Annotated in this window: 14 protein-coding genes; 1 reads left to right on the top strand and 13 read right to left on the bottom strand. The window is 53.3% G+C overall.

The genetic code is table 11. From position 1 onward, the window contains the following. From AC1DUO_RS14480 to AC1DUO_RS14425, 12 genes are all read right to left on the bottom strand, one after another. Positions 1-709: enolase C-terminal domain-like protein (locus AC1DUO_RS14480; RefSeq protein WP_477987726.1), on the bottom strand; the 709-nt coding region annotated here is incomplete at its 3' end. Further along, the gene (dgcN, locus tag AC1DUO_RS14475; RefSeq protein WP_477987724.1) at positions 709-1,719 is read right to left on the bottom strand and encodes an N-acetyltransferase DgcN; all 1,011 of its coding nucleotides are present in this window, start codon (positions 1,717-1,719) and stop codon (positions 709-711) included. The genes AC1DUO_RS14480 and dgcN, both read right to left, overlap by 1 nt. A 285-nt stretch (positions 1,720-2,004) precedes the next feature. After that, positions 2,005-3,084 (bottom strand): porin, encoded by a 1,080-nt coding sequence (locus AC1DUO_RS14470; RefSeq protein ID WP_013575739.1) that lies wholly within the window; start codon positions 3,082-3,084, stop codon positions 2,005-2,007. 772 nt (positions 3,085-3,856) lie between these two features. Further along, positions 3,857-5,569 (bottom strand): ABC transporter ATP-binding protein, encoded by a 1,713-nt coding sequence (locus AC1DUO_RS14465; protein WP_119261710.1) that lies wholly within the window; start codon positions 5,567-5,569, stop codon positions 3,857-3,859. A 105-nt stretch (positions 5,570-5,674) separates the two neighbouring features. Then, positions 5,675-5,980 carry a hypothetical protein gene (locus AC1DUO_RS14460; RefSeq protein ID WP_013575742.1) on the bottom strand — a complete coding sequence of 102 codons (306 nt, stop codon included), beginning with the start codon at positions 5,978-5,980 and terminating at the stop codon, positions 5,675-5,677. Between the two features lie 14 nt (positions 5,981-5,994). Further along, complete coding sequence (locus AC1DUO_RS14455) at positions 5,995-6,519, bottom strand: hypothetical protein (RefSeq protein ID WP_225444886.1); 525 nt, start codon at positions 6,517-6,519, stop codon at positions 5,995-5,997. Positions 6,520-6,784: 265 nt separating this feature from the next. Further along, on the bottom strand, positions 6,785-7,648 hold the full coding sequence (locus tag AC1DUO_RS14450; RefSeq protein ID WP_119261712.1) for a D-amino-acid transaminase: 864 nt from the start codon (positions 7,646-7,648) through the stop codon (positions 6,785-6,787). Positions 7,649-7,816: 168 nt separating this feature from the next. Beyond that, the gene (locus AC1DUO_RS14445) at positions 7,817-8,056 is read right to left on the bottom strand and encodes an LPXTG cell wall anchor domain-containing protein (protein ID WP_477987720.1); all 240 of its coding nucleotides are present in this window, start codon (positions 8,054-8,056) and stop codon (positions 7,817-7,819) included. 96 nt (positions 8,057-8,152) lie between these two features. Beyond that, positions 8,153-8,833, bottom strand: coding sequence for a respiratory nitrate reductase subunit gamma (narI, locus tag AC1DUO_RS14440; protein WP_013575746.1), 681 nt, complete (start codon positions 8,831-8,833; stop codon positions 8,153-8,155). Continuing rightward, positions 8,830-9,552 carry a nitrate reductase molybdenum cofactor assembly chaperone gene (narJ, locus tag AC1DUO_RS14435; protein ID WP_013575747.1) on the bottom strand — a complete coding sequence of 241 codons (723 nt, stop codon included), beginning with the start codon at positions 9,550-9,552 and terminating at the stop codon, positions 8,830-8,832. Before narJ ends, narI begins: the two co-directional genes overlap by 4 nt. Continuing rightward, positions 9,552-11,087, bottom strand: a complete 1,536-nt coding sequence (narH, locus tag AC1DUO_RS14430) for a nitrate reductase subunit beta (RefSeq protein ID WP_477987717.1) — start codon at positions 11,085-11,087, stop codon at positions 9,552-9,554. Before narH ends, narJ begins: the two co-directional genes overlap by 1 nt. Further along, the gene (locus AC1DUO_RS14425) at positions 11,084-14,848 is read right to left on the bottom strand and encodes a nitrate reductase subunit alpha (protein WP_112152550.1); all 3,765 of its coding nucleotides are present in this window, start codon (positions 14,846-14,848) and stop codon (positions 11,084-11,086) included. The genes narH and AC1DUO_RS14425 overlap by 4 nt, the downstream gene beginning before the upstream one ends. Positions 14,849-15,233: 385 nt before the next feature. On the opposite strand from AC1DUO_RS14425, the gene AC1DUO_RS14420 reads away from it, so the two are divergent. Beyond that, on the top strand, positions 15,234-16,253 hold the full coding sequence (locus tag AC1DUO_RS14420) for a transporter (RefSeq protein WP_119261714.1): 1,020 nt from the start codon (positions 15,234-15,236) through the stop codon (positions 16,251-16,253). Positions 16,254-16,274: 21 nt separating this feature from the next. Here the strand turns inward: AC1DUO_RS14420 and AC1DUO_RS14415 are convergent, their stop codons facing one another. Continuing rightward, complete coding sequence (locus tag AC1DUO_RS14415) at positions 16,275-17,978, bottom strand: chloride channel protein (RefSeq protein ID WP_013575751.1); 1,704 nt, start codon at positions 17,976-17,978, stop codon at positions 16,275-16,277. Positions 17,979-17,984 lie beyond the last annotated feature (6 nt).

Here is a 17,984-nt window from a genome sequence, read left to right as displayed (position 1 = left end):
GCCCTGCAATATCCGCACGCTCATGACAGCTTTCGTCGGCGCAGACAGGAACAGGATGCAAACAACGCACCAGATCTTTGTCATTACCGGCAGGAAGGGGTTGTTCGATCATCGCCACGTTGAACTCATGCAGTGCCTGAAACAGGCTGCCGAGATCCAAACCCAGCCAGGATTCGTTCGCATCCACCACCAGCGTGACCTGCGGGGCAGCGGCGCGGATAGCGGCCACTTTCTCGATAATCTGCTCGCGGTCGAGTTTGATTTTCAGCAACTTCGCGCCACCGGCAACTGCCACGGCGGCGGCATTGGCCATATTTTCCAGCGAATCCAGACTCAGGGTTTCGGCGGTAATCACCGAAACAGGCTTAGGCATATCAAGCAGTTGCCACAGGTCTTTGCCCTGTTTTGCCGCATCGAGACGCCACATTGCACAATCGAGGGCATTGCGCGCTGAGCCAACCGGCAACGCCTGTTGCAGCGCCTCGCGGCTCAGTCCCTGTTCCACCTGCGGACGGATAAGTTCCAGTTGCTCGCAAACGCTGTGCGGGGATTCCTGATAATGTGCGGTCGGTGTGCATTCCCCGACGGCGGTAAATTCACCGTCCGTCAGGTAAACACGTACCACCGTGACGGCGGTGCGGATACCACGGGAAATCGCAAATGGTTTTGCCAGCGGCAGTTCGACGGACTGGAAAGTCATCTGGATCATCAGGCGTTTTCCTTGATCCATTGCGCGATATTTTTGATACCGAAACGCACCGGATCGGTGGCCGGTACGCCGAATTCTTCGCTGATTTCCGCCAGCGCGATTTTGGCTTCTTCTTCACTGACGGAGGAGGTGTTAAGCGAGAAACCGGCGAGTCTTACGCCAGGGCTGGTCAGGCTGGCTGCCGCCAGATTGGTATAGAGACACTGGCGCAGCGTGGGCATAAACTGATGTGGCAGATGGCGCATGTGCGGACGACCAAGCTCGTGACACATCACTAATAAATGTGCCTGCGCGCCATGAATCAATCCCATGCTGACACCGGCAAAAGACGGATGATACAGCGAGCCCTGACCTTCAATGATGTCCCAGTGATCGTCATCGTTCGCCGGGGAAAGCGCTTCGACAGCACCGGAAATGAAGTCGGCAATCACCGCATCAATGGCAATACCGGCACCGGCCACCAGTACGCCGGTCTGACCGGTAGCGCGGAAATCAGCGTTCAAATCCAGCTCACGCATGGCCGCTTCAAGCGCCAGCGAGGTGTACATTTTGCCGACCGAGCAATCTGTGCCGACAGTCAGAATGCGTTTGCCGCTACGTTTCATGCCGGTGCCGGTATCCAGCGCCGGTTGCATGTGGCGCACATCGAACAGTTGCACATTATTTTCAGCGGCCAGCGCAACCAGCTCAGGGATGTCGTTCAGCCCCTGATGCAGACCGTTCGCCACATTCAGACCGGCACTGATGGCCGCTTTGATCGAATCAATCCAGTGTGCCGGTAATTTACCGCCTGAATTTGCGGTGCCCAGCACCATGGTTTTCGCGCCCTGCGCTTTCGCCGTGGCGATATCCAGATCCGGCAACCCTAAGGACACAGAATCCGTTGCCAGACGAATTTGTCCGACACAAGCTTCAGGACGCCAGACGTGAATACCGCGCGCTGTTTTCGCCGCCAGCGGATCCATCACATCACCAAGAAATAAAAGATACGGCTTTGGAATTTGCTGCATGTCAGTTTCTCCGGGGTCTATTTTTTTGAATGGGGTTTTAATCAGACTGCAGAGAATATTCCACGCGAGAAAGCGGCTGACGAATACTTGTTTGGGTCTGGGGTATAACCTTAGGCTATAGATTTAGATATATGAATTTATTGTGGTTATTTGAGAAGAGAAACGGGGGCGGCCTGGGAGGCATTACACGAAATCACAGGTATAAAAAAAGGCAGAGCCAATGAACTCTGCCTTTGCGATTACCTTTTTCAGACACAGAATGGGGTAATAATTTAGTTCACTAACTTAGAAGCGGTAAGTCAGTGCTACAGCAACGATGTCGTCAGAGCTTACGCCCAGTTTGTTGTTGTCATCGATCTGGTTGATCATGTAGTCAACATAGGTGTACATGTTTTTGTTGAAGTAGTAAGTCGCACCGATTTCGAAGTATTTAACCAGGTCCGCATCACCCACACCTTCAACATCTTTCGCTTTAGACTGCACGTAACCGATTGAAGGACGCAGACCGTTTTCGAACTGATACTGCGCAACTAACTCATAACCCTGAGTTTTGTTAGCGTAGCCGCTCGTGGAGCCCACGGTGACTGGCGCCTGGTTACGGGTTTCGTTGTACATCGCTGCCAGATAAATCTGGTGAGCGTCATATTTCAGGCCAGTTGCCCATGCAGAAGCTTTGTCGCCAGCACCGATTGTGGCGTTGGTTTGTGCGTTAGTACGGTCAGAAGAAGAACCCGCAATAACTGCACCGATGCCGGAACCTGCGATATCTTCATAATCGATGGATGCGCCGTAACCGTCGCCGTTGCCTTTAGACGCTGAACGACCGTCGTTTTCGTTTTTACCTTGGTATTGCAGGGCGATGTTCAGGCCGGTAACCAGACCGAAGAAGTCCTGGTTACGGTAAGTTGCCAGACCACTTGAACGACCCACCATGAAGTTGTCATTGTTAGCAGTATCACCACCAAACTCAGGCAGCATATCGGTGAAGCCCAGTGCGTCGTAAACCACACCGTAGTTACGACCGAAATCGATAGAACCGAAATCTTTCACTTTCAGACCCGCAAAGCCCAGACGGGTTTTATTGCCCAGGTCGCCCTGAGATTCTGCGTGGTTAGCCTGAATGTTATATTCCCACTGGCCATAACCGGTCAGTGTGTCGTTAATTTGAGTTTCGCCTTTAAAGCCCAGACGCGCATAAGTCATGTCGCCGTCAGAACTTTTATCATCGGAGAAATAATGCTTAGCAGTTACACGACCATACAGGTCCAGTTTGTTACCGTCTTTATTATAGATTTCACTCGCGTTTGCGGTAGATCCCACTGCAATTAAAGAGACCGCTAAGGCCAACACACTGCGCTTCATCATTATTTAAGTTTCCTTGATTTTTTATAAAGGAGTTCTCATGCCCGCTTTCTTTTATATATCTGGAATATCGGGCTGTGAGTATTTGTACATGTTTTGAAATACGTCTGTCTGTAAAACGATTCGAACCTTAACACTGAGCACGAAAAGTTAAAATGGAAAAGTTCGCCTCATTAAGTCTTTTTTTCGTTAAGAGTTGTAACATAATATTTCTGTTATAAGCCGCTAACCCCCTGATTATATGCGCTTTTAGCATAACGTTTTGCACCACAACGGTGCGATGCATTTTTTTGGTGCAGAACAGGTCTCGCTTTGTAAAGTTATTGCAACCGAGATCACCTTTATCAAAAGGTTTTTATCTGTTAACAATCGTTAATGAATTAAGGAGGAATTTAGACGCGTTGCATTTAAATGGTGCATAGCAGGGTAATTATCACAAGGGTAAGTTCATTATCACATTAATAGAAAAAGCAGCCATAAGATTTTTGTACTACGCAATTTTTTTCGAATTAGGATTTTCGCTAAAGATATTGAGCAAAATAAAGTCAAATTAAAGGAAATAATAATGACCTGCGTGATTGAATTGAACGAAAGTGAATATTTTTACCTGCCCGAATCGCATCATTTTTATTCAAAACGGGCTTTTACTAAAAAGAAAATATAAAAAGAGAGGGCAGACTTGAGAAGGATAGGGAATTTTTTGGGGAGACTTTACTTTTGAGTGGCGATTATTTCGCCGTTCCAACCCTCTCCTTTGCAGGAGAGGGTACAAAAATTAACGGAACTGTGCGGCGTGGAGTTGTGCATAACGCCCCTGATGAGCCAGCAGTGATTCATGCGTACCCTGCTCAACAATGCCTTCTTTATCGACCACGATAATACGGTCAGCGTTCTGAATMGTCGCCAGACGATGGGCAATCACCAGCGTGGTCCGTCCCTCAGAAAGCTCCGCCAGCGACTGCTGGATAGCCTGCTCGGTGGCAGTATCCAGTGCAGACGTGGCTTCGTCGAGGATCAGGATTGGCGGGTTTTTCAGGAAAATCCGCGCAATCGACAGGCGTTGCTTCTGCCCGCCGGAAAGCTTCACGCCCCGCTCGCCAATCACCGTGTCCATGCCCAGCGGCAGTGCGTCAATGACGTCATCAAGGCGTGCGCGGCTGGCAGCCAGGCGGATTTCTGCTTCGCTGGCACCGAGCTTACCGTAAGCAATGTTCTCACGGATCGTCCCGCCAAACAGGAACACATCCTGCTGCACGATGCCGATGTTATGACGCAACGAGGTCTGCGTCATGTCGCGGATATCAATGCCATCGATGGTGATACTGCCGCTGTCCAGCTCATAAAAACGGGGCAGCAGCGAACACAAGGTGGTTTTTCCCGCACCGGAAGGCCCGACGAATGCCAGTGTTTCTCCGGCATTGATAGAAAGCGTGATGCCATTGAGAATCTTGCTGACTGACGTATAGCCGAACACCACGTTGTCATAATGAATATCGCCGCGCAGATGGCTGACCACCTGAGCGCCCGGCCGGTCCGTGATATCCGGCGCGGTATCAATAAGCTGCGTGAAGCGTTTGAAACCAGCAATCCCTTTCGGATAGCTTTCCAGTACCGAACTGATTTTTGCCACCGGACGGAAAAACACTTCCACCAGCAGCAGGAACCCCACGAATCCGCCGTAAGTCAGCTGATCATTAATCACGTACCAGGTTCCGGCGACCATCACGATCAACTGAACCAGACGCGTACTCAGATAGCTCAGCGTCAGGCTGGCAGTCATGATCTGATAGGCTTTCAGTTTCGTCGTGCGGTAATTATCGTTGTCAGAAGCAAACAGTTTTTGCTCATGCGCTTCGTTAGCGAAGGCTTTCACCACACGAATGCCGCCGATGCTTTCTTCTATACGTGCGTTGAAATTACCCACCTGGCCGAACAGGCGCCGCCAGGTTTCAGTCATCTGCGCACCGTAGCGGCTGACCATCCAGGTCATCGCGGGCACAATAATGATGGTCATCAGCGCCAGCTTGACATGCACCGTCGCCATCAGAATGAACGCGCCGATAAAGGTCATCACCGCGATAAATACATCCTCCGGCCCGTGGTGTGCCACTTCGCCCACTTCCTCCAGATCCTTGGTGACATGGGTAATGATGTGACCGGTTTTGGTATTGTCGTAATAACGGAATGACAGTTTCTGCAGATGGCTGAACGCTTCGCGACGCATGTCGGTTTCAATCCCGACGCCCAGCGCATGTCCCCAGTAGTTGACGATCGCCATCAGCGCAGTATTGAACAGATAAATCAGCAACAGACCGACCGTCGCGCCGATAATCAGCACCCAGTCGTGTGCGGGCAGCAACTTATCGATGAAGGTTTTGATCGCCATCGGAAAGCCCAGTTCCAGCAATCCGGCCAGAATGGCGCACCCGAAGTCGAGGAAGAACAGTTTTTTATAGGGCGCGTAATAAGAGAAGAAACGGCGGAGCATCAGACATCCTCATAGAAACGACCCGGAGGCGGGCAAGTCCGTCAGTCTAAATGAAAATGGTTATCGATAAAGATAATTTTAGACTCGCCCGCCGCAATATCGTTTTTACAGGACGTTGCGCACGCCGCTCAAAATCACGTCAAAGACCGCATTCAGCGCCTGCCAGGCTATCTCTGCGCTGATCGCTTCATAGGTGGTCAGCACTGCCACGAAAGTGGATTTTTGAGTCGCCAGCAAAGATTCATACTCCCCCGAACGGAAACTGCCTTTGCCCTTTTCAATCTCCCATGTCAGCTGAAGTAAGGCTTCAATCTGCGGGACGGCACTGCTTGCCACCGTATTCCAGTTTGCGCCCAGTGAAGCTTTTGCCGCATTGATTGCGCGGTCTCTTAAATCAAAAATATCACTCATCCTGTTCACCTTTATTATTTTTGCGATGTGCCTGAGCCATTTTTTAATACCCGCTCATACGTCAGCATTGACTGCATAATCACGGAAACCTGTTTACGCTGAATAGCGATATACGCCGGAGAATCCTGTTGCGAACAATGCTGCTTTTTATATTTGATCTGATAGAAGATATTTCTCAGGCCGAATATCTGCTGATCAATCGCAGGATTGTTATTTAAGGCTTTGGTGCGGGATTCAATCAACGCCAGATCGGTTTCCGCGGAATTGAAGAACTGACTGTCGGGTTCAGAAAGGGGAGAAATCAGTGAAAGTGTTTGCCCTGCCACCACGGGCGCAGCCTGGCATGCAACCACCGGCACGGCGGGTTGCGTATTGTCAGCCATTGCCTGCGCAGTCCAGGTCACAAATTGCCGGTCAGCTTTAATTTCGAATTCGGTAATTTGATTATCTAACGTCAGGTCGTACTGATGTGTGGAACACGCGGTCATTGTCATCACGACAATAAACATCGCGACGCTGAATTTAATGATTGATTTCAAAATGCCTCTCCTGTGATGAATTCCGAAGGTGGGCATTATTCCATTGCCCCTGCCTTCAAAAAATTAGTCACAAGAGAGAAACGGCGCAATCAACCGGTAAATCATTTTCAATAAATGATGGCGTCATTTTTATCATTAAAATAAATAAGCGATGAGAGATTATTTCCAGGTTAAAAACGTTCGCGTCTGTACACAGCGACAACCGTAACGCTCCCTCCCATCCTCCCCCTTCGCAGGGGGAGGAGCCGTCTTCCGTTGACGTTAATTACCGGCTCGTCGCTTCCACCGCCATGTTCACATAAATCGCCCGCAATTTTGCGGCGACGGCACCTGGTTTTCCGTCCCCGACCGGCTTACCGTCCAGTGCGATCACCGGCCAGATAAAGGTCGTTGCCGAGCTGATAAAGATCTCCCGCGCATTTTGTGCTTCATCGAGCGTGAACGGACGTTCCTCGAAACGGATACCGTACTGCTTCGCCAGTTCCAGCAGCGCCTGACGGGTGATGCCATGCAGAATGTGCGTGCTCAGCGGGCGGGTGATCAGCGTGCCATCAGCATCTACGATCCAGGCATTGCTGGAACTGGCTTCGGTGATCAGGCCGTTTTCGATCAGTAAGGCGTCATCGGCATTATGCTGATGGGCATACTCTTTCGCCAGACACGGAGCCAGCAGACCCACGGTTTTGATGTCACGACGCTGCCAGCGGATATCCTCAACGGAGACCATGCGAATACCGCTTTTCGATTTGGGGTGATCTATCAGCGGCCGCGCCTGGGTAAACATCAGAAAAGTTGGCGTTACGCTTTCGCCGGGGAAATCAAAATCACGGTCACCGCTGTTGCCGCGGCTGATTTGCAGATATACCGCCCCTTCCACCAGATGGTTTTCAGCAATCAGACGCTTTTGCAGGGTCTCAATATCGCTGAGCGCGCAAGGCAGACGCAGATTCAGCGCCTGACAGGAACGTGCAAGCCGCGCCAGATGTGCCGCGTTGTCGAGCAGACGGCCATTCAGTACGGCGCTGACTTCATAGACGGCATCAGCAAATAAGAAACCGCGATCAAATACCGACACCTTCGCGTCATGCTCGGCAACAAACTCCCCGTTAAGGTATACCGTTCTGGTCATGTTATTTTTCCTGGCCAACGTTGATTAGGATTTTTATTAGCTGTAAGACGACTGAAAGCATAAATTGCGTGAAAACTGAGCAGCAGATGTTGATGCAACGCAGGTTTCCGGCACACCAGAGATAAAAAAAGCGCCCTGATGAGCGCTGATGCGGTATGGAGCGAAAGATCAGAGTTCGCCTTTTTTCTTTTTGTTACGGATAACTAACCAGCTGATCAGCGCCATCACGCAGCCGATAAAGATAAACCAGATGCCGAGCATCAGTTGCGGTGCCATTTCTCCTGGCGGAGTTTCAGGGCTGCCGACCACTAAACCGTGGATAGTGGCAACAATGCCGATAACCAGCAAGATCAGGCTGTTGYGAAGTAAACGGCGGGCTACGGTCATAGGTTGTCTTGGGGTGGCCATCAGATGCGTCCTTGAGCAATAAAATAAAGATAAGGGCGCATAATAGCGCCCTTCGTTTTTATGTCAAAATTGCCAGATCACAATCATACAGGTCAATCAGCGACGATTACGCACCAGCTGATAACGGCGGGTGAGATATTCCACCGGCGCGCTCCAGATATGCACCAGGCGGCAGAACGGGAACAACAGGAATAGCGTCATCCCCAGCACCAGATGCACGCGGAAGATAAACGCCACGCCATCCAGATGCGCTGCCGCACCGCCACGGAAGGTCACCACGGACTGCGCCCAGCCGACCAGTTTCATCATTTCACTGCCGTCCATATGCTGCGCGGAGAACGGAATGGTACTCAGCCCGAGGGCACATTGAACCACCAGCAAAATGATGATCATGATGTCACCAAAACTGGAGGTCGCCCGCACGCGCTCGTTGCTCAGACGACGCCACACCAGCATGCCGCCGCCGATCAGGGTCATCAGGCCACAGGCCCCCCCCGCCCACATTGCCATCTGCTGTTTCACCGGCACCGGCAGAAAGGATTCATACATCCAGTGCGGCGTCAGCATACCGAAGGCATGTCCTGCGAAAATACCGAGAATACCGACGTGGAACAAAGGCGAGGCGATACGCAGCGTTTTTTTCTCCAGCAACTGGCTGGAACCGGCGCGCCAGCTGTACTGGCCATAGTCGTAACGCAACCAGCTGCCGACCAGAAATACCGTGCCGCACAGGTAGGGATAGATATTGAAAAAGAAGTTGTTGAGGAAGTCGGTCATTTGCGTGGTTCCCCCGCAGGCATTTCATCAAGGTTCAGATACTGTGGTGCGACCGCACCAGCGAAGCGTTTCTGGTGCGCAGTCTCATCGCCCGACGCACAACTTTGCTCGCCGAGGAACTTGATTTGCTCCTCTTCCCATACCGCATCCAGCGCGGCGGGTGTGTCATCACGGGCTTCCTGTCTGATGCCTTCGCGCACCGTTTCGGTCGCGATATCACTGCCAGACAGCGCCAGCAGCAGATCAAACAATTCAGCGTAATGACTGTCCCGCTCCTGCATACGGGCGCTGAGTAACGCCAGAATCGGTGCGATATCACGCAGCCCTTCCCGCGCCTGATTTTCATCACGCGTGGTCAGGTATTCCAGATACAGTGGCAGGTAATCCGGCAGCTCGCGGCTGTCGATTTCCAGCCCGGCTTCACGGTATTGCCCCATCAGATCGACCATCGCCTGACCACGGTCACGGGATTCGCCGTGCACATGTTCAAACAACAGCAGCGAGGTGGCGCGACCACGATCGAACAAACCGGTATACGCCGATTGTGCATCCAGCAAATCCTGCTTACAGAACGCCGTGATATACAGCGCCAGATCAAGGCGCTGCTCCTGAGTCAGTTCCGGGGATTCTGCCACCGCTTCCAGCAGTTCAGGCTGGTGTTGCCACAATTCTTCGGACGGGTAATCAAGCAGTAAGCCTGTCAGTCGTAAACTGTTCATCAGCGGTTCCTTTCGGTTTTCGCGCCGATGTCGATGGCATCGATGCGTTTACTGTTGAACAGGTTGAATTTGCTGTCGCTGCCGTGGCAGCCGTCGCCGAAGCTGAAACCACAACCTTTGGCTTCCGGGAAGGCTTCACGCGCCTGTTCACGATGGCTGGATGGCACCACGAAACGATCTTCGTAGTTGGCAATCGCCAGATAGCGGTACATTTCTTCCGCCTGTGCCGCAGACAATCCGACCTGTTCCAGCGCGCTGGTGTCCGTTACGCCATCAACCGTTTCAGCACGTTTGAAATGACGCATCGCCAGCATACGTTTCAGGGCACGCAGCACCGGTGCGGTGTCCCCTGCGGTCAGCAGGTTCGCCAGATATTCCACCGGAATACGCAGGCTTTCGACGTCCGGCAGCACGCCGCTGTGCGGTAAAGCACCGGCATCGGCGGCAGACTGAATCGGAGACAGCGGCGGCACGTACCAGACCATCGGCAGCGTGCGGTATTCAGGATGCAGCGGCAGCGCCAGCTTCCATTCGATCGCCATTTTGTAGACCGGCGACTGACGCGCGGCGTCCATTACCGACAGCGGAATGCCGTCTTTTTCGGCCTGCGCCATCACCTCAGGATCGTTCGGATCGAGGAAGATACTCATCTGGCTTTCGTACAGATCTTTCTCGTTCTCAACTGACGCGGCTTCGCCGATACGGTCGGCGTCATATAACACCACGCCGAGATAGCGGATGCGGCCGACGCAGGTTTCGGAACACACCGTTGGCTGGCCCGCTTCGATGCGCGGATAACAGAAAATACATTTTTCTGACTTGCCGCTTTTCCAGTTGAAATAGATTTTTTTGTACGGGCAACCGGTCAGGCACATGCGCCATCCGCGGCATTTGTCCTGGTCGATCAGTACGATGCCGTCTTCGCCACGTTTGTAGATCGCCCCGCTCGGACAGGTCGCCACACACGCCGGATTCAGACAGTGTTCGCACAGACGTGGCAGGTAGGCCATAAAGGTGTTTTCGAACTCGCCGTACATCTCTTTCTGCATGTTGGCGAAGTTCTGATCGGCAGAACGTTTGCTGAACTCAGTGCCCAGATCGTCTTCCCAGTTCGGGCCGCCGGTAATTTTCTTCATGCGTTTGCCGGTCAGCAGCGAACGCGGACGCGCCACCGGCTGATGTTTACCGTCTTTCGCGGTATGCAGATGCTGATAATCAAAATCAAACGGCTCGTAATAATCATCGATTTCCGGCATATGCGGGTTGGCAAAGATTTTATGCAACAGGTTGGCTTTATTGCCCATGCGCGGCTGCAGTTTGCCGTTGATTTTGCGGATCCAGCCGCCCTTCCATTTTTCCTGGTTTTCCCAGTCGTGCGGATAACCCAGACCCGGTTTGGTTTCCACGTTATTGAACCACRCGTATTCCATCCCTTCGCGACTGGTCCAGACGTTTTTACAGGTTACGGAACAGGTGTGGCAGCCAATGCATTTGTCGAGATTCAGCACCATGCCGACTTGTGAACGAATTTTCATTTGGCTTTCTCCTGTTGCACGGCGTCCTGCACGTAGTCATTGCCTTCATCGTCTAACCAGTCGATGCGGTTCATTTTGCGCACAATCACAAATTCATCGCGGTTAGAACCGACCGTGCCGTAGTAGTTGAAGCCGTAGGCCAGTTGCGCATAACCGCCGATCATATGGGTCGGTTTCGGGCAAACGCGGGTGACGGAATTGTGAATACCACCGCGCTGCTGGCTGATTTCGGATCCCGGAATATTCACGATGCGTTCCTGCGCGTGATACATCATGGTCATCCCCGCCGGTACACGCTGGCTGACCACCGCACGGGCGCTCAGTGAGCCGTTGGCGTTAAACGCTTCGATCCAGTCGTTGTCCTCGATACCTAACTGTTTCGCATCGTCTTCACTCAGCCAGACAATCGGACCGCCGCGACCTAAGGTCAGCATCAGCAGGTTGTCGCTGTAGGTGGAGTGAATACCCCATTTCTGGTGCGGCGTCAGGAAGTTCAGTGCCATTTCCGGATTACCATTCGGCTTCGCATTCAGCAACGGTTGCGCCGCGCGGGTGTCGATTGGCGGACGGTACACCAGCAGGCTTTCACCGAAGGCGCGCATCCACGCGTGATCCTGATAAATCTGCTGACGGCCGGACAGCGTGCGCCAGGGAATCAACTCGTGCACGTTGGTGTAACAGGCGTTGTAAGAAACGTGTTCATCTTCCAGACCAGACCATGTCGGGCTGGAGATAATTTTGCGCGGCTGCGCCTGAATATCGCGGAAGCGGATTTTCTCGTCTTCTTTATTCAGCGCCAGATGCGTGTGGTCGCGGCCGGTATTCTGGCTCAGCGCTGCCCAGGCTTTCACCGCCACCTGACCGTTGGTTTCCGGTGCCAGCGTCAGGATGACTTCGGCTGCATCAATCGCGGTGTTGATCATCGGCTGGCCTTTCGCCGCGCCATCCGCTTTGGTGTAGTTCAGTTTTTTCAGCAAATCGACTTCGCTGTCGGTATTCCAGCTAATGCCTTTACCGCCGTTACCGAGTTTTTCCAGCAACGGACCGACGGAAGTGAAACGCTCATAAGTGTTCGGATAATCGCGTTCAACGGCCATCAGATGCGGGGCGGTGCGCCCCGGGATCAGCTCACATTCGCCTTTTTTCCAGTCTTCCACACCAAACGGCTGCGCCAGTTCAGCGGCGGAATCGTGCTGGATAGGCAACGTCACCATATCGGTTTCGACACCCAGATGGCCGACGCATACGCGGGAGAATTCTTTGGCGATACCTTTGTAGATTTCCCAGTCACTTTTTGAATCCCAGGCCGGATCAACAGCCGCGGACAGCGGATGAATAAACGGATGCATATCCGAGGTATTCATGTCGTCTTTTTCGTACCAGGTGGCGGTTGGCAGCACGATGTCGGAATACAGACAGGTGCTGGACATACGGAAATCAAGCGTCACCACCAGATCCAGTTTGCCTTCGCCGCCCTGCGCCTGCCATTCGACTTCTTCCGGCATCACGCCGCCCTGAATGCCTAAATCATCACCCTGAATACCGTGTTCGGTGCCCAGCAGATACTTCAGCATGTACTCGTGGCCTTTACCGGAAGAGCCCAGCAGGTTGGAGCGCCAGACGAACAGGTTGCGCGGGAAGTTTTGCGGATTGTCCGGCTGTTCAGCCGCGAAACGCACGCTGCCGTCTTTCAGGGCTGCCACGGTAAAATCTGCCGGCGATAAACCGGCGGCCTTTGCCTGTTGTGCAATGTGCAGCGGGTTAACGTTGAGCTGCGGCGCAGACGGCAGCCAGCCCATACGCTCGGCGCGCACGTTGTAGTCGATCATGCTGCCCGTGAATTTGGATTTATCCGCCAGCGGCGACAACAACTCCTGCGGCGCGACGGTTTCGTAACGCCACTGGCTGGAATGGTTGTAGAAGAACGAGGTGCTGTTCATCTGGCGCGGCGGACGCTGCCAGTCCAGACCAAACGCCAGCGGCTGCCAGCCGGTTTGCGGACGCAGTTTTTCCTGCCCGACATAGTGTGCCCAGCCGCCACCGCTCTGACCGACGCAACCGCAGAAGATCAGCATGTTGATCAGGCCGCGGTAGTTCATGTCGAGGTGATACCAGTGGTTCATCCCGGCACCGACGATAATCATCGAACGGCCATGGGTTTTGTTGGCGTTATCGGCAAATTCGTGCGCGATGCGCTCGATGTTCTGCTGAGAAACACCCGTGATTTTTTCTGCCCAGGCTGGCGTGTAGGCTTTGATTTCGTCGTAGCCTTGCGCGCAGTTTTCGTCATTCAGACCGCGCTCAATGCCGTAGTTCGCCAGTGTCAGGTCGTAAACACTGGCCACCAGACCGGTACTGCCATCTGCCAGTTGCAGGCGTTTGACCGGCAATTTGTGCATCAGAATTTCATCCAGCGCCACGCTGTTGAAATGCTCACTGACCGCGCCGCCAAAATACGGATAGCCAACATTCACGACCTCATCATGATCATCAAGCAGGCTCAGCTTCAGGCTGACGTCTTTACCGTCTTGCCCCTCGCGGGATTCCAGATTCCACTTGCCTTTTTCACCCCAGCGGTAACCGATCGAACCTAACGGCGAGACCAGTTCGCCGGTGTTTTCGTCGAAGGCGATGGTTTTCCACTGCGGGTTATTTTCCTGACCCAAATTGTCCACCAGATCAGAGGCACGCAACATACGGCCTGCAGCATAAGAACCGTCTTCACGCGGTTCAAGCATCACCAGCATCGGCATATCGGTGTAGCGGCGCACGTAGTCAGTGAAATACTGACTTGGATTGTCGATGTGGAAGGATTTGAGGATCACATGGCCCATTGCCAGCGCCAGCGCGCTGTCGGTACCTTGTTTCGGTGCCAGCCACTGGTCACAAATCTTGGCGATTTCAGCGTAATCCGGCGTAATCGCGACGGTTTTGGTGCCTTTGTAACGCACTTCGGTAAAGAAGTGGGCATCCGGCGTACGGGTCTGCGGGACGTTGGAGCCCCAGGCGATAATATACGAAGAGTTGTACCAGTCAGCGGATTCAGGGACATCCGTCTGCTCGCCCCACGTCTGCGGAGAAGCCGGTGGCAAATCGCAATACCAGTCGTAGAAACTCAGACAAACGCCGCCGATCAAAGAAAGATAACGCGCGCCGGAAGCGTAAGACACCATCGACATCGCCGGAATTGGCGAGAAACCGATAATACGGTCCGGGCCGAAGGTTTTGGCGGTATACACGTTGGAAGCGGCGATCAGCTCATTCACTTCCTGCCAGCTTGAACGCACAAAACCACCGCGACCACGTGCCGCTTTGTATTCTTTGGCTTTTTCCGGTTGATTCACAATCGAGCCCCAGGCATCGACCGGATCGCTGTAATTCAGTTTGGCCTCGCGCCATAACTGGATCAGCTTTTTGCGCATCAGCGGATATTTCAGGCGGTTAGCACTGTAGAGATACCAGGAATAACTGGCACCACGCGGACAGCCGCGCGGCTCGTGGTTTGGCAAGTCCGGACGGGTGCGCGGATAATCAGTTTGCTGAGTTTCCCAGGTCACCAGACCATTTTTGACGTAAATCTTCCAGCTACATGAACCGGTGCAGTTCACACCATGCGTGGAACGGACCACTTTGTCATGCTGCCAGCGGCTGCGGTAACCGTCTTCCCAGTCGCGATTGGTATTCAGCGTCTGGCCGTGGCCGTCAGCAAAAGGTTCAGCTAGCTGTTTGAAATAGCGAAACCGGTCAAGAAACTTGCTCATCCGGAACTCTCCTGTGCAAAGGCTTATTTGCGCTTTGTCATTATGTGAATGGCGGGGAATACAACTACATTGCTCAATATGGGCTCAGGGTATGCACGCGCGGGAGCCGTCTACTTGATTGCGATCAACGCCTTCGCGTCATGTATTTATTTACATAACGCCAGATACTCCCAAAGAGGTACAAATTTAAACGGGGTTAACTTTATGATTTATTGGTCATAATTTCGGAAAGAAAGCAAAAAGGCGGGAGTGACGTCATCTGACGGAAAATTGGGGGTAAGGCTGTTTGAATGTGACAGTATTGTGAAATTAGACGGGAGGTTATTGTATTTACGCCGATGTCTGGCGTAATGGTGCCACCTGCTTTGGTCACCAGAAATCCGACATGCCGACAGAAAAACCCGCCGTACTCAATTTCAACGATGAAGTCACCGGAATGATTTACGGCTTCGTTTTTCGTCCAAACCGCCCTGCCGAACGTGTTTCTTCACAACAGGTTCAGGAAGCCTGGCAGCAGATTTGCCACGACAAAGGATTCGTCTGGATCCACGTCAATCTCAATCATGCCATGTCAGAAAAATGGCTGAAAAAGCATTTTGGCGTCGGTGAGGTGTTTTTCGAGGAAATCCGCGAAGGCTCGCGCAGCACGCGCATTGAACGGCTCGATGATACGCTGCTGGCGGTGCTCAACGATGTGATTTTTCGCCCAGATGAAACCAGTGATGAAGCTTCGACGCTGTGGCTCAGTTGCCATCAGCAACTGGTGGTCACGGCACGCCATAAACCGGTCAGGCTGATCGAGCAATTATTCAAACGACTGGAGCACCTGAACATCAGCACGCCCACCGCGCTGCTGGTGCATCTTTTAGAAGAACAGGAAGATTTACTGGAACACATTGTGCGTCGGGCCAATCAGTACGTGGACACCATCGAAGAGCGACTCCTGAGCCATCACGTGAAAAAGAACCGCGCCGATCTGGGGCGTCTGCGCCGGATGCTGCTGCGGTTTCAGCGTTTACTGGCACCGGAACCGACTGCGCTTTTCCGCCTGCTGAACCGCCCTCCTATCTGGATAGCTCCCGCTGTGGTCCAGGATTTACGGCAGTTTGCCGAGGAATTTTCTGTGGTGCTCAATGACCTTATCGCGCTGACCGAACGCATCCGGTTATTGCAGGAAGAAATCACCTCACGCCAGATGGAGCAAAGCAACCGCACGCTGTATGTGCTGACCGTGATCACCGTGCTGGCGCTGCCGATCAATATTGTGGCCGGTTTCTTTGGCATGAACGTCGGGGGCATTCCGCTTGCCAGCAATCATCACGGTTTTATTTTGCTGGTGATGATTGTCGGCGTGTTTACCCTGCTGGCGGGCTGGTATGCATTAAGGCATCGCGACGACGGCTGATGGCCGCGAACCGCACAACAACTACAGGAAATCTTTGGCTTTATTCAGCAGCGAGGCTTTGGTGATCACCCCCAGCAGACGGCGGGATTCAGCGTTTTCCAGCACCGGTAAACGTTCAAGCGGCGAATTGCTGAACATCGCCCACGCCTGTTCGTAACTGGCCTGCTGGAAAATCGTCGTGAATTCCTGCTCGATAAACGGGCCAATCGGGCTGCCGGATTTCACGCTGCCATCGATAAGCCCTGCTGCCACCACATTGGTCGGCACTACGCCGAGAAAACGCTCCTCCCTGTCCACCACGTACACATATCGCGTGCGCTGTTTCAGCCCTTCGCTGACCACTTCAGACAGCGAGGCATCAACATACATTTTCGAACATGGCGAAATCAGTGACGCCACCGTACTGTATTCAAAGGCATTTTTCGCCGCAAACCGCGCGTTATGACGTGTCAGCACCGGATACGTGCCACCGACTTTCAGGCGTGAGGCCACGACATAAGAAATCGCCGTCGCCAGCATCAGCGGGAACAGCAGCGAACTGTTGAGGGTCATTTCAAACGCCATCATGATCGACATCAGCGGCGCATGACTGGTCGCCGCCAGCAATGCGCTCATGCCGATCGCGGCATATAAACCGACCGGACCGGGATCGAACCCCAGCCATTGCAGGAAAGTACACACCAGCGCCCCGCCTGCCGCACCAATCAGTAACGACGGCGTAAACAACCCGCCGACCGCACCGGACCCGATGGTGATCGCTGTGGCGACAATTTTCAGGATCAGCAGCACCAGTAACGACGTCTGTAAATCGCCGTTATTGAGGATTAAATCAATCACCTCAAAACCGTTACCCAGCACCAGCGGCGACATCATCGCGATCAACCCGACGCCCAGCCCGCCGAGCCCCAGGCGCAGCGCGGGATGCGAGATGGGTTTCATCCACTGACGGACTTTATCGATTGATGAGATGAATAGCGGCCCGAGAATCCCCGTCGCCATGCCGATAATCAGCACGGTGAAAATCGCGCCGAAAGACGGGCTGAAAGAGGCGGAAGAATACAGATACAGTGGCGCGTAATCGGTCAGAGAACGGACAGTAAGCACCGCGACCGACGCCGAGATAAACAACGGGATCAGTCGCTGAACTGCGGTCACACCAAAGGCGATTTCCGCCACAAACAGCGCGCCGGCAAACGGGGCGTGATACACCGCCGCCAGTCCGCCCGCGGCGGCCATGGCGATAATATCTGACTGATGTACACCTTTGAAACGCGAAAAACGCCCGAGCAGACTGCCGCTCAGCGCGGATAACTGCACCATTGCCCCTTCGCGACCGATTGAACCACCGCTGGCAATACTGGCTAGCGACGACAGCCCGCGCAGCACGGTACTGACCACCGGAATGCCCGGCAGACGCTGATCGATAACATCCAGATAATCAGGCATTTTGCCGTGCTTGTTTTCGTAGCGCAGCGCCAGGATCAGGATAAAACCGGCAATGACGCCGCCGGCTGTGGTGATCAGCGGCCAGACAATTTTGGGATATTCATTGAAAGCTTTGGTGATGTCGCTGCCATCGGTGAACATCAGGCCGTTAATGCCCGAAATCGCCCCGCGAAAAGCGATTGTCACCAGCGCGGCAATAATCCCGGCGGGAATGGCGATCAGCAGGTTAATCAGATCACTCTTTTGCAGGACGTCAGGGTTGAAAGCTTTCAGGCTCATAAGATC

The sequence above is a fragment of the Rahnella sp. P4_A8 genome (assembly GCF_056402435.1).
Note: the sequence above shows the minus strand (reverse complement) of the source record. Positions and strands in the feature narration are given on the sequence as shown.

Excerpts from the sequence above, each read along its gene's own strand:
- AC1DUO_RS14460 (WP_013575742.1), bottom strand. The coding sequence starts at position 5,980 with ATGAGTGATATTTTTGATTTAAGAGACCGCGCAATCAATGCGGCAAAA.
- AC1DUO_RS14470 (WP_013575739.1), bottom strand. The coding sequence starts at position 3,084 with ATGATGAAGCGCAGTGTGTTGGCCTTAGCGGTCTCTTTAATTGCAGTG.
- narJ (WP_013575747.1), bottom strand. The coding sequence starts at position 9,552 with ATGAACAGTTTACGACTGACAGGCTTACTGCTTGATTACCCGTCCGAA.
- AC1DUO_RS14425 (WP_112152550.1), bottom strand. The coding sequence starts at position 14,848 with ATGAGCAAGTTTCTTGACCGGTTTCGCTATTTCAAACAGCTAGCTGAA.
- narI (WP_013575746.1), bottom strand. The coding sequence starts at position 8,833 with ATGACCGACTTCCTCAACAACTTCTTTTTCAATATCTATCCCTACCTG.
- AC1DUO_RS14415 (WP_013575751.1), bottom strand. The coding sequence starts at position 17,978 with ATGAGCCTGAAAGCTTTCAACCCTGACGTCCTGCAAAAGAGTGATCTG.
- AC1DUO_RS14450 (WP_119261712.1), bottom strand. The coding sequence starts at position 7,648 with ATGACCAGAACGGTATACCTTAACGGGGAGTTTGTTGCCGAGCATGAC.
- dgcN (WP_477987724.1), bottom strand. The coding sequence starts at position 1,719 with ATGCAGCAAATTCCAAAGCCGTATCTTTTATTTCTTGGTGATGTGATG.
- AC1DUO_RS14420 (WP_119261714.1), top strand. The coding sequence starts at position 15,234 with ATGCCGACAGAAAAACCCGCCGTACTCAATTTCAACGATGAAGTCACC.